The organism is Synechococcus sp. C9 (genome assembly GCF_022984075.1).
Taxonomy (GTDB): Bacteria; Cyanobacteriota; Cyanobacteriia; order Gloeomargaritales; family Gloeomargaritaceae; genus Gloeomargarita.
Window position 1 is genome coordinate 2,754,513 of sequence record NZ_JALAAD010000001.1, and the last position, 13,732, is coordinate 2,768,244.

Genomic DNA, 13,732 nt, shown 5'->3' on the forward strand with positions numbered 1-13,732 from the left:
TCAAATCATTGGATTTGAATTTTAAATTGCCGGGGAAACGCCCGGTGCATGGGGACGGGGGCAACCACCTCCAACCCCAAGAAAGCCCCCCGAGACGGAATTTAACGCAAGAACACGAAACATAATTTAACAGAATCGGTGCTATTTATAAATTTATGTAAATTTTTGCAAATATATTTAACTATCCCTGGGGTAAAACGGTTGGGAACGACAGGGAGTTTAACTATTATTAACGCCCGGAACGAGAGGCTGTGGGGAGCCTATAATGCTGACTAAGTTGACGGTGTTACCGGGTTGGCGTGGGGGAGACTCCATGCTGGCTGAAGGGTGCAAAACTCCGTGATTTGGTAGCGGGGTCTTGCGCCGGGGGGCACCGGATTTATTCCTTGCCGTATTAGGAGAGGAGCGTTCTAATGACCATCAGTCCACCGGAGCGGGAAGCGAAGGTCAAGGTGACTGTGGATCGCGACCCTGTACCGACTTCATTTGAGCGGTGGGCGAAGCCGGGGCATTTTTCCCGGACTTTGTCCAAGGGTCCGAAGACCACCACCTGGATCTGGAATCTGCACGCCAACGCTCATGATTTTGACAGTCATACCAGCGACCTAGAGGATATTTCCCGGAAAATTTTCAGCGCCCACTTCGGCCATCTGGCGGTGGTGTTTGTGTGGCTGAGCGGGATGTATTTCCACGGGGCGAAATTTTCTAATTATTCGGCCTGGCTGGCGGACCCCTTGCATGTGAAGCCGAGTGCCCAGGTGGTCTGGCCGATTGTGGGTCAGGAAATTCTCAACGCCGATGTGGGGGGTGGATTCCAGGGGATTCAGATTACCTCTGGGTTTTTCCAACTCTGGCGGGCGAATGGGATTACCAATGAGTTCCAGCTGTACTGCACGGCGATTGGGGCGCTGGTGATGGCGGCGCTGATGCTGTTTGCGGGTTGGTTCCATTACCACAAGGCGGCGCCGAAATTGGAGTGGTTCCAGAATGTGGAATCCATGCTCAATCACCACCTGGCGGGTCTGCTGGGGTTGGGGTGTTTGGGCTATGCGGGGCAACAGATTCATGTGTCTCTGCCGATCAATGCCTGTTTGGATGCGATTGATGCGGGGGCACCGTTGACCGTGGGCGGCAAAGTGATTGCCACGGCGGCGGATATTCCCTTGCCCCATGAGTGGATTTTGCATCCCAATTTGATGGCGGATATTTTCCCCCATGTGCCCTGGGGTGTGCCGTCCGGGGTGATCCCCTTCTTTACCCTGAATTGGGGGGCGTACACGGATTTCCTCACCTTTAAGGGGGGGTTAAACCCGGTGACGGGGGGTCTGTGGCTGACGGATACGGCGCACCACCATTTGGCGTTGGCGGTGTTGTTCATCGTGGCGGGGCATATGTACCGCACCAATTGGGGGATCGGTCACAGCATGAAGGAGATTTTGGAAGCCCACCGGGACCCCCTGCTGATTGGCGGTACGGGGCACAAGGGGTTGTACGAAATCCTGACGACTTCCTGGCACGCCCAGTTGGCGATTAACCTGGCGTTGTTGGGTTCTTTGACGATTATCGTCGCCCAGCATATGTATGCCATGCCGCCTTATCCGTACCTGGCGACGGATTATCCCACCCAGTTGTCCATCTTTACCCATCACATGTGGATCGGGGGCTTTTTGGTGGTGGGCGCTGGGGCGCACGGGGCGATCTTCATGGTGCGGGATTACGACCCGGCGAAGAATGTGAATAACGTGCTGGACCGGGTGATTCGCCACCGGGATGCGATCATTTCCCACCTGAACTGGGTGTGTCTGTTCCTGGGCTTCCACAGTTTTGGGCTGTACATCCACAACGATACGATGCGGGCGTTGGGTCGTCCCCAGGATATGTTCTCGGATTCGGCGATCCAGTTACAGCCGGTGTTTGCCCAGTGGATTCAGGGGATTCATGCGGCGGCGGCGGGGGCGACGGCTCCCTATGCGACGGCGGGGGTGAGTCCGATTTTTGGTGGGGAACCCCTGATCGTGGGGGGCAAGGTGGCGATGATGCCGATGGTGTTGGGCACGGCGGACTTTATGGTGCACCACATCCATGCCTTTACCATCCATGTGACGGTGTTGATCCTGCTGAAAGGGGTGTTGTTTGCCCGCAATTCCCGGTTGATTCCCGATAAGGCGAATCTGGGGTTTGCGTTCCCCTGTGATGGACCGGGGCGGGGCGGTACCTGCCAGGTGTCCGGCTGGGACCACGTGTTCCTGGGGCTGTTCTGGATGTACAATTCCCTGTCTATTGCGATTTTCCACTTCTCCTGGAAGATGCAGTCGGACATCTGGGGGACGGTGGATGCGGATGGCACGATCAACCACATTACCAGTGGGAATTTTGCCCAGAGTGCGATCACGATCAATGGCTGGTTGCGGGATTTCCTGTGGGCGCAGGCTTCGCAGGTGATTGGTTCCTACGGCTCGGCGCTGTCTGCCTACGGGATTATGTTCCTGGGGGCGCACTTTATTTGGGCGTTTAGCCTGATGTTTTTGTTCAGTGGCCGGGGCTACTGGCAAGAACTGATCGAGTCCATTGTTTGGGCGCACAACAAGCTCAAGGTGGCGCCGGCGATTCAGCCGCGGGCGTTGAGCATTATCCAAGGACGGGCGGTGGGGGTGGCCCACTACCTCTTAGGGGGGATTGTCACCACCTGGTCGTTCTTCTTGGCACGGATTATCGCCGTTTCCGGCTAAGGAATAGGAGAGAACATGGCAACGAAGTTTCCTAAATTTAGCCAAGCCTTGGCGCAGGACCCGACCACCCGGCGGATCTGGTACGCTTTGGCGACGGCGAATGACTTTGAGAGCCACGATGGCATGACCGAGGAAAATCTGTACCAACGGATTTTTGCCTCCCACTTCGGCCATTTGGCGATTATTTTCCTGTGGACCTCGGGGAATCTGTTCCACGTGGCCTGGCAGGGGAATTTTGAACAGTGGATCAAGGATCCGTTGAATGTGCGGCCCATTGCCCACGCCATCTGGGACCCCCAATTTGGGCAGGCGGCGGTGGATGCCTTTACTCAGGCGCAGGGGGCGGCGGGCCCGGTGAACATCGCCTATTCCGGGGTGTATCAGTGGTGGTACACGATTGGGATGCGGACGAACGATGACCTGTATGTGGGTTCGATTTTCCTGTTGCTTTTGGCGGCGGTGGCTCTGTTTGCGGGCTGGCTGCATTTGCAACCCAAGTTCCGGCCTTCCCTGGCCTGGTTCAAGAATGCGGAATCCCGTTTGAACCACCACCTGGCGGGCTTGTTTGGGGTGTCGTCTTTGGCCTGGACGGGGCACTTGGTGCACGTGGCGATTCCCGAGTCCCGGGGGGTGCATGTGGGCTGGGATAATTTCCTGAGTATGCCGCCCCACCCGGCGGGTCTAGCACCCTTCTTCTCGGGGAACTGGGGGGTGTATGCCCAAAATCCCGATAGCCTGGAGCATACCTTTGGGACGGCGCAGGGGGCAGGGACGGCGATTCTCACCTTTTTGGGTGGGTTCCATCCCCAGACCCAATCCCTGTGGTTGACGGACATGGCGCACCACCACCTGGCGATTGCGGTGATTTTCATCATCGCCGGGCATATGTACCGCACCAACTTTGGCATTGGTCATAGCATCCGGGAAATCCTGAAAGCGCACCGGCCGCCTGAAGGTACGCCGTTTGGGGGTGCCCTGGGGCGGGGTCACGAGGGGTTGTACGACACGATCAACAACTCCCTGCACTTCCAGTTGGGGTTGGCGTTGGCTTCCCTGGGGGTGATTACCTCCCTGGTGGCGCAACATATGTACAGTCTGCCGCCCTACGCTTTTATGGCGCAGGATCAGACCACGATGGCCGCTCTGTACACCCATCACCAGTACATTGCTGGGTTTTTGATGGTGGGGGCGTTTGCCCACGGGGCGATCTTCTTCGTGCGGGATTACGACCCGGAAGCCAATAAGGACAATGTGCTGGCCCGGATGCTGGAGCACAAGGAGGCGATCATTTCCCACCTGAGTTGGGTGTCCCTGTTCCTGGGTTTCCACACCCTGGGCTTGTACGTCCACAACGATGTGGTGGTGGCCTTTGGGCAGCCGGAAAAGCAAATCCTGATTGAGCCAGTGTTTGCCCAGTGGATTCAGGCGGCGCATGGGAAAGCCCTGTACGGGTTTGATGTGCTGTTGTCGAATCCCGACAGCATTGCCGCCACCGCTTGGCCGAACTATGGCAATGTCTGGTTGCCGGGTTGGTTGGAAGCCATCAATTCTGGTACCAATTCCCTGTTTTTGACCATTGGACCGGGGGATTTCCTGGTGCACCATGCGATTGCGTTGGGTCTGCACACCACCACCCTGATTTTGGTCAAGGGGGCGTTGGATGCCCGGGGTTCTAAGCTGATGCCGGACAAAAAGGACTTTGGCTACAGCTTCCCCTGCGATGGGCCGGGGCGGGGCGGCACCTGCGATATTTCCGCCTGGGATGCCTTCTACCTGGCCATGTTCTGGATGCTGAACACCATTGGCTGGGTGACCTTCTACTGGCACTGGAAGCATCTGGCGATTTGGCAGGGGAATGTGGCGCAGTTCAACGAGTCCTCGACCTACCTAATGGGTTGGTTGCGGGATTACCTGTGGCTGAACAGTTCCCAGTTGATCAACGGCTACAACCCCTACGGGATGAACAATCTGTCGGTCTGGGCCTGGATGTTCCTGTTCGGGCACCTGGTCTGGGCGACGGGCTTTATGTTCCTGATTTCCTGGCGGGGCTACTGGCAGGAGTTGATCGAAACCCTGGTCTGGGCCCATGAGCGCACGCCCTTGGCGAACCTGGTGCGTTGGAAAGACAAGCCGGTGGCACTGTCCATTGTCCAAGCCCGGTTGGTGGGTCTGGCGCACTTTACGGTGGGATATATCTTCACCTATGCCGCCTTTTTGATTGCTTCGACCGCGTCCATTTTCGGCTAGGTTAAATCCCTAGTAAAAACCCAATCCCCTGCCTGTGGGTGGGGGATTTTTTTATGTATCCAAGGGGCTTTTGATCGCTCTCGCCCCCTTCTGCAAGACATGGGTATAAATCATGGTGGTTTTCACATCCTTATGCCCCAACAATTCTTGCACCGTTCGGATGTCATAACCCTCCTCAAGGAGATGGGTGGCAAAACTATGGCGAAGGGTATGGCAACTCCCATTTTTAGATATTCCTGCCCTTTGTATCGCTCGTTTCATGGCTTTCTGTACGGAGTCTTCTAAAATGTGGTGACGATGAATCGTGCCCGTTTGGGGGTTGATATAGCTAAGCATACAAAGGTTGACATGATATAGGTCGCTGGGCGTAGCCCCACATTGGTTTCTCAGAATCTTAAGGCGACAACCTTAACCTACCTAGCTATAGCATCGCATTCTAAATTTTTAGAGATGCCCTTTATCCAAATTTTCAGTGCATCTTTAGTGCCTTCCAAAGCAGTTCAATTTAATTAACTTAATGCCAGGATAGCGTCATGAAATTTGCCAACGATATTCAAATGCGATCCCAAACCATTCCCCACCTTGGGATGTCCATTGAACACGCTATCACCAAGGCGGAAAACCGGACAGCCAAAAATCCGTGGTAGTTTCTCCGGGAGTATGCGGATGTAGGGTTCATAGAGAAAGGGTGGCTCAATATACGATGCTTTTTGAGTATCACGCTCTCGGATTTGTTCAAAAAAATCTAAAATCCGCTGATCCAGGTGCAAATCCCTCCCATGCGCCATCATAAACGAGTGTAAGTCAGTTTTTTGGGTAAGAAAACGACCCAGTTGGTGATAATCGGCGGAGGAAAGATTAATTAAAATCAAAAGGCTATTGAGTTCCCTGCGAAGTTTACCAGGCCAAACATAAATCAAGCCATCACGATTATCCTTTTGCACGTGAGCCAGAAGCTGATCGTAAAGCTCTAAGGGTACATTGGTGAGCTTAAACATGGCAGATTTTAATTGTTTTTCTTCAAAACTGGGGTAAAAAAAAGACCCTTTTTGGTCAAATATCAAACGCATATTCGGCATATCATCAAAGTTAGTAATGGCAAAGCCGCTATACTTCCGACCAAATTCACGACAGGCGGATAAATTGACGGCGAAAGAAGCATTATCTTGGTCATTTGAGGTAATAAAATTCAACTTTCCGCCCGTGGCATCAATGACCATATCGGTTTCAGTCCCGTTGATCAGCGATAGTTTATAGCTATTTGTAAAATAAAATCGGACTCCCTGCGCTCGATTGGCAAGAAAAAGTAAGGTCTCCAAAATATTGAGAGGCACCCCCATATAATCCCCATTGCCAAATTCACGGAGAATCGTGACCACTCTAGGGTCAAAAAAGTCTTCATAAATGGGATTAGATAGATTGGTCAACCAATTGCGGGTGTAGGGCTTTTTAATATGTTTTGCTTGAATGCGATTTTCAATCACCAAAATATTGACTAATTCACCTAAGGAAGTTTTCAAGGTATTCGCTAAAGCCAACCCAACGCAACCCGCCCCAAGGATCAGAATGTTCAGTTTACCCCCACTCAGGGTTTGTTTGAGGGAATTGGATAATTCCAGGTCGCTCATATCAGCAAAATCATCGAGTAAAAGTTGATTATTTTGAGCCATGACTAGCTCATTCACATAGTGCCACCGGGTTTGAATATCAGTGATACTCAGAATTTGTTCTAGGTATTGGGAAGCGGTGTGAGGGGCTTTTGGTAAAATAATTTCCTGATTAATGTCCAGTTGTTTTTTCGGCAAAATCGCTTGTAATGAAGGGTCAATAAATGCCGAATCTATTCCCAGACAATATCGCCAGCCAAGCGATGCCATCGTAATAACATCTTTATAGATGGCTTGATATTCTTTTTCCAAAGCTACGAGAAATTTTTGTTTATCCTGCAAAAAAATAGAGCCATTGTTTTGAGCAATTTGCCGCAATAATTGACGGGTTGCGTAGTCCTCCGGTTGCTGGGCAAGAATTTGGTAAAGTCGGTATTTTTCCTGAGCAATATTCTCCTCATCGGGAAAAGATTGGCTGGTAGCGGTAACTTGTGCCACTTCTTCAGAAGTCATAATCAGTTCCCAGTCCTCGTTCCTTTAGGTTACCCGTAATCTTATACCATAGTAATCCTAAATGAGAATGGAACATGGGGTCGCAGGGGCACCGCCCCCGTCCTTGGTTCTGAAAAATTTTTGTATGCCTACGGCACGCAAGCTAATGCAAATCAAGTAGGATTGCTATATGGCAATTTTATTCGATGAACAGACAAAAACTCTATAAAACCAAGGTTTTAATCGCTTATATCCAAGGTGCAAACCGATTGAGTAAGTAGGCAGGAATCATAACTGGCATTCCCGCAACAATGCACATGAAGGCTTGGGTTACATCCATTGGCTGGGTGTTAAATAGGGGGTTGATGGCGGTCACCTGACTAAAGAATATTTGAAAAATACAAACGCAAACTACCCCAATTGCCGGAATATAAGCAACCGGGTGAGTGCGATCTCTTAAATAAGCAAATAGGGATGGTATCAATTGACTCATGCTTAACAAGTAAAAAGTTTCAGCCGCAACCAGGGTGTGAACGGACATGGTGCGAGCCAAAGTGATATTGCCTGTGGTTTGTAAAGTCCATTCAAACATACCAAAAACCACGATTAGATTGCAGATGGAAATGGTCAGGATACGCCACAATAATTTACCCGTGAGGAGGGGTTGATTGGGAGGAATAGGTCCTCGCGCCATCGTGCCCTGTGATTTTGGCTCAAAGGCAAGGGTCGCACTGAGCGCCACAGAACTCACCATATTGACCCAGAGAATTTGTACAGGCAAAATCGGCAAGGTAGTAGCAACAAGGATGCCTACCAAAATGGTCATGGCTTCGCCACCATTCACAGGTAAGATAAAGCCAATGGTTTTGAGGAGGTTGCGATAAACCGTGCGTCCTTCTTCGACGGCGGCAACAATGGATGCAAAGTTATCATCGGTCAACACCATATCCGCCGCTTCTTTCGCAACTTCTGTGCCCGTAATTCCCATCGCAATACCAATATCTGCCTGCTTTAAGGCTGGGGCATCGTTCACCCCATCCCCTGTCATGGCGACAATTTCCCCTTGGGCTTGCAAGGCTTCCACTAAACGCAGTTTTTGTTCAGGGGCAACCCGTGCAAACACGGCACTGGCGGTCACGGCATTGGCGAGGTCCCGATCATTCATGGTTGCCAGTTGTTGCCCGGTGCATACGGATGGGGTTTCCGGTTGCATCAGTCCCAATTGCCGGGCGATGGCTCCAGCGGTCAGGGCATGGTCCCCCGTAATCATCTTGACCCGGATGCCCGCCGATTGACAGGCTCGCACCGCCAGGATGGCTTCGGCTCTGGGGGGGTCGATCATCCCCTGCAATCCGATCCAGGTCAAATTGGCAATATCCCCGTGATCAATGTGATCCATCTCCCGCTGTGCCCCAGGTATCTCTTTTTTGGCAAACGCCAGTACCCGTAAGCCCTGGGCAGCCAGGTCGTGGGTGATCTGCTCAATTTGCTTGGGGTCGCAAGGGATGATTTGACCATCCGCCGTGAGTTGATAATCGCATCGGGACACCAGGGCTTCCATCGCCCCTTTGACGTAAATCACCTGGTAATCAGAGCGTTCCTGGTGCCGGTGCAAGGTTGCCATGTACTGAAACTGGGATTCAAAGGGGAGGGTATCCAGGCGGGGGTAAGTTGATTCCAGATCGGGGCGGCTAAGCCCCGCTTTTTGGGCTGAGACAATTAATGCGGCTTCCGTGGGATCGCCGACGACGGCAAGTTGCCCCCCCTGCATCTGGAGATGGGAATCATTGCACAACAAACCGCACCGCAAACACTCCCGCAAAGCCAGGTTGTGACCGATGTCCACAGCCTGTTCATTCCAGCAAATAGCGCCTTCGGCATGGTAACCCACACCACTCACCGTGTACGCCATGCCCCCGGCATAGACCGCCTGGACGGTCATCTGATTTTCCGTCAGGGTGCCGGTTTTGTCAGAACAAATGACAGTGGTACTCCCCAGGGTTTCGACCGCAGGCAATTTGCGGATAATGGCGTGTCGTTGTGCCATCCGACTGACCCCAATCGCCAGGGTTACTGTCATCACAGCTGGCAGTCCTTCGGGAATCCCACTCACCGCCAGGGCAACAGCTGCCTTAAACGCTTCCGACCACCGACCTCCCTCACCCAGCACCACCGCAAAGGTCAACGCCGCCAAGCCCAAAATCATGTACAAAAGCGTCTGGCTAAACCGTTTCATCTTGCGGGTGAGTGGGGTTTCCAGTCCGCTACTTTGCGCCATCAGCCGGGAAATGCGCCCCGTTTCCGTCTGGTTGCCAATCGCCACCACAATGCCTCGGGCTTGTCCAAAGGTCACCAAACTGCCCGCATAAGCCATATTGCGGCGATCCGCTAGGTTGGTTGCCAAGGGGAGTGGCTCACTGGATTTCTCGACGGGAACCGATTCTCCAGTCAAGGCGGCTTCACTCACCTGCAAGTCCCGCACCGCCATCAACCGCACATCCGCAGGCACCTTATCGCCAGAAACGAGCAATACCAAATCGCCGGGAACCAGTTCACGGGAATTGAGCCGTATTTTTTCACCGTTCCGTATAACGGTCGCCTCGGTGGTGACCGATTTGGCAAGAGCGGCGATGGCATTTTCTGCTTTTGATTCTTGGATAAAGCCAATCACGGCATTAATCAATGTAACGCCAAAAATTACCCCCGCATCCACCCAATCCCGTAACAGTAAGGTCACCGTACCAGCCACGAGCAAAATATAAATCAAAGGTTGGTTAAATTCCATTAGAAAGCGCACGATAGGACTTTTTCCCGCTTGCCCCTGTAGTTCATTCCAGCCATAACGCTCCCGACGTTGAGCGACTTCTGCCCTCCCTAGCCCCATTGCTAAATCTGTCCCCAAAGAGGCGGCAACATCGGCAATAGACATCTGGTGCCACTGCCCTGCGGATAGATGCTCACTCGCAGAAGATACCATACTCAAATACGGTAATAGAACTGGATTATTATAACTTCCAGACACCTTTATTCATTGATTTTTGCACGTACAAAGCGGCTCTGAGTAACCTCACCATAAGCCCCATTCCTGCGTTAGCAATTATCACGAAGTTAGGGGCATTCTCAATAGTTGTGAATCATATATGAGGGCACCTCTGAATTAAAATAATCACGCCATGACAAGAAATTTACTCCTAAAATTTTAGTGTTGATTCAGGACTTATTTTCTGAAATGATGAGTAATCCACTCTGAGATTTTAGGTGAGGTAACATCCTGTTTGCTCCAACAAACGCAACTGTTTATAATCCGTGACAGATGATTGCGCCATCTGCCACTTAGGGGTGATTGTGGGATAATCTATGCCTGCAAAGGTTTTGAGTATGGCATCAATAATGACTTTAGCGGCAAGGGGAGGTACAGCCATGCCGATCTGTCGCCGCACACTTTCCTTAGAACCATAGAACGTAAAATCATCGGGAAATGTTTGTAATCGTGCCCGTTCACGATTGGTTAAAGCTCGATGTTCTTCCCAATGATAAACATGAGTACCCCCACCCCCACTCCCTGTGATCGTGTAGGCTGGTTTATCTGGGTCTAAGCGTTTGTAGATTTGACTCATCGTTGCTCCTTTAACATTCAAGCGCAATTCTGGAGGAATGTTAGCCGTCCAAGCATTTTCGCCAGGAAGAATATGTTTCAGACGAGCCACAACCGATGCAGATTGCCTGGTAATTTCTTGATTGGCAACACCGGGTAAAATGGGGGGAGTTTCTAGGGCTTGGCGAGCAGTAATATGTTGATTGAGATGGGTTGGTGCAGGGACTAAAAATTTGAGATTTAGACATTTTTTAATACCGACAATAATAATGCGCTGGCGTATCTGCGGTACCCCATAATCAGCAAAATTATACAGGTGAGTGGTTAACTCATAACCTGAACCGGCACCCTGAAGTTCTGCTAAAATTTTCAAAAATGTTTGTCCTTGATTTGCACTCCGAAGTCCCCCCACATTTTCAGCGATAAACCAATCAGGTTCAAACTGATTAAGAACATGAATCCCATACTGATAGAGTGGACCGAATTTTCCATAAATACCTTGTTTCTCTCCCACTAAACTAAAGTCATTGCAGGGAAAACCAAAGGCGAATGCGTTGATTTTAGGTAAGATGGTAATATCAAAATTACGAACATCTGCACAAATAACCTTATGCTCTTCTTCAGGACAAAGACTATGGCGATAAGTTGCACAACTATCCGCATCATAATCAATCGCCCATGCGTGTTGGACTTGCCATCCTTTTGCTTCCCATTCCATATTGGCCAGTTTCACTCCTAGCCCCATACCCCCTGGCCCGCAAAACATTTCTCCTAATTGAAAAACTCTCATGGGAGTTGGCAAATGATTAACAATTACTAGCCAGAGTTTACCAGAAATTCAGCTACCCCCCCAAATACCGTTGAGTCGCTATGATTAATCCCACCACTGCAATTCCCCAGGCGTAGGGCAGGGTTTTGATTAATAAAACATTCACATCGGTTTTCACTTCGTTAGCCAGCCAAACATTGTGGGTATTGGTGGGGTCGCACACCCCCTGAATTACCCCTAGGGACATCAGTACCCCCATCACTGCCCCCCCCGGCAGTCCGGCACTCAGCATTACCCCACCCATGCCGTAGCCCAACCCCCACACATTCAACGGCCCCCGGTACAGTGCCAGGGGAGCCAGCAGGGCAAACCCCACCACATACTCCCAGGGCGAGGTGGGAATCAGGGGTGCAAGCAGGGGCTGAATGGCGGCCAACACCGGCCAGACCGCATCCGGGTGGGTCGTGTACCAAACGGCTCCGGCTCCCGTTTTGGTCGGCCCCAGCACCGCACTCAGGGTCATGCCAATCCCCATCATGAGGACAAGGGCGGCTACCACGCTGGCAGCACCTTCCAATATGGCTCCTGTCAACAGGTTAATCCCCCCCCGGCGCAGGGTCACGGCAAACCCGTAGGCTAACCCCAGCAGAAACGCCGGAATAAACGGCACCCCCAACCCCAGGATCAGGATTAAGGGCACTACTGGCGTGAGATAGGCATACCAAGCCAGACGGGGCGGTTGTCCCCAGCGGCGCAACCCTTGCCCCAGCCCCCACAGGGTCACACAGCCCAAACCCCACACCACTCCCCACCGCCAGCCCGGAACCGTCACCCAAGGGCGCAACACCCAGGGCACACCCACCAGCCCCAGCCAACCCACCGGTTCCCACCGCCAACCCGACCAGACCAACATCCGGGTGCGTGCCAATTCCACCCCCACAAAGGTCACTGCCCCCACCGCCATCACCCCAAACACCCCCAGGGCATAGCGACTCACTTCTGTGTCACTCAACCCCAACACCGTCTTGTACACCGCCCAATTCCCCGGATTGAGCAGTCCCCCCAAACTGATCCCAAACAACAGCACCCCCGCACTGATGTATTCCCGCAAGCCCAGGGAATGTAAAATCGGCAGAACCACCGTCCCCACCATGATCACCGCCCCCAAGCCCCCCACTGCCGAAAACAGCAGTGCCACCAGCCCCAACACCAGCACCGAGAGCAACCAAGGGCGATCCCCCGCCAGTTCCGCCCCCCCCCGCACCAGATTTTGGGCAACCCCGGTTTTTTGCAACCAACTGCTCAGCATCCCCCCTAGCATGGCAATCACCATCGGTTCCGCCAACCGCACCGCCCCATCCGCCCAAATCCCCAAAAACACATCCTGCCAAGTGAGTTGCCCCGCCCCCACCAGAAGCACCCCCATCCCCGTCGCCATCAACGGCAAAGCCAGCAGAGCCGGTAACACCCGTGCCACCATCAGCGCCGCCGCCGTCAGAAAGATGAACCCTATTCCCCAGCCCATCACTGGCGCAAACTCCCCACCATCACCCGCTCCAGGGTCAACAAATCCTGGTACAGCCACTCCTTGCACCACTGCCCCAGCGCATCCAAGGGACTAAATGCCCCTTTTTGCCCCCAATTCACCTCCAACCCCAAGGGCGTCAGGTGATTCCCGGTTAAATAATGCAACCGCAAGCCATCGGGAAACTTCTCCCGCAGAACCTCTGTCAATTGGGGCGTTTCATCCAACGTGTCATCGGCAAACCGAATCAACACATTCCGGGGCACCCGATACCGCCTGCGGATAAAATCCAAGGTTTCCTTCGGCGACGGGCTAAACTCCAGCGGCAGTTGATCCAACACCGGCACATGGCGCAACGCCTCCAGCCAGGGCAACGCCCCCTGCAACCCAAAATTGTTGTAACTAATGAATATCTGCCCCGCCCGCTCCACCGGGAACAGCCCGCCGATGAGTAAATGCAATTTACAGCCCAAACTGTGCCCCACCCCATACACCGGCAAATCCGTAGGCAGTTTTAACACCTGCACCACATCGTTAAACTCCCCGTAGGCTTTCGCCGCCAAACCCCGATGATCCAGGTCAGGAATCACCGATTTGGTAATAATAATGTACCCATGTGCCGCCAACCGCTCCAGCAACCAACGATAACTCCACTGGGGCAGTGCCCCCACAAACGCCCCCCCCAAAAAGTGAATAATTCCTTGAGGTTCCGGCGGGAGCAACACCTGCGATTCCCCCAAATCCTGCCACAGCCAATCCATGCGTTCA

Annotated in this window: 7 protein-coding genes and 1 pseudogene; 2 read left to right on the forward strand and 6 right to left on the reverse strand. The window is 52.6% G+C overall.

Annotation, left to right across the window (positions count from 1 at the left end; all coding sequences use genetic code 11):
- The first annotated feature begins 413 nt into the window (after positions 1-413).
- Positions 414-2,729: a photosystem I core protein PsaA gene (gene psaA, locus MLD66_RS13435; protein ID WP_247218705.1), complete on the forward strand. Its 2,316-nt coding sequence runs from the start codon at positions 414-416 to the stop codon at positions 2,727-2,729.
- A gap of 15 nt (positions 2,730-2,744) precedes the next feature.
- Positions 2,745-4,976, forward strand: coding sequence for a photosystem I core protein PsaB (gene psaB / locus MLD66_RS13440; RefSeq protein WP_247218707.1), 2,232 nt, complete (start codon positions 2,745-2,747; stop codon positions 4,974-4,976).
- Between the two features lie 51 nt (positions 4,977-5,027).
- Here psaB and MLD66_RS13445 read toward each other — a convergent pair.
- The 6 genes and pseudogenes from MLD66_RS13445 to MLD66_RS13470 all read right to left on the reverse strand — a co-directional run.
- A pseudogene (locus tag MLD66_RS13445) lies at positions 5,028-5,297 on the reverse strand (tyrosine-type recombinase/integrase); the annotation flags it as partial.
- Positions 5,298-5,485: 188 nt separating this feature from the next.
- The gene (locus MLD66_RS13450) at positions 5,486-7,096 is read right to left on the reverse strand and encodes a hypothetical protein (protein ID WP_247218709.1); all 1,611 of its coding nucleotides are present in this window, start codon (positions 7,094-7,096) and stop codon (positions 5,486-5,488) included.
- 226 nt (positions 7,097-7,322) lie between these two features.
- Positions 7,323-10,052, reverse strand: coding sequence for an HAD-IC family P-type ATPase (locus MLD66_RS13455; protein WP_247218711.1), 2,730 nt, complete (start codon positions 10,050-10,052; stop codon positions 7,323-7,325).
- Between the two features lie 277 nt (positions 10,053-10,329).
- Positions 10,330-11,460, reverse strand: a complete 1,131-nt coding sequence (dcm, locus tag MLD66_RS13460; protein WP_339397012.1) for a DNA (cytosine-5-)-methyltransferase — start codon at positions 11,458-11,460, stop codon at positions 10,330-10,332.
- Between the two features lie 52 nt (positions 11,461-11,512).
- On the reverse strand, positions 11,513-12,964 hold the full coding sequence (locus MLD66_RS13465) for a hypothetical protein (RefSeq protein ID WP_247218715.1): 1,452 nt from the start codon (positions 12,962-12,964) through the stop codon (positions 11,513-11,515).
- A complete protein-coding gene (locus MLD66_RS13470) occupies positions 12,964-13,725 on the reverse strand; it encodes a DUF1350 family protein (RefSeq protein WP_247218716.1) in 762 nt (253 codons plus the stop codon). Before MLD66_RS13470 ends, MLD66_RS13465 begins: the two co-directional genes overlap by 1 nt.
- Between the last annotated feature and the right edge of the window lie 7 nt (positions 13,726-13,732).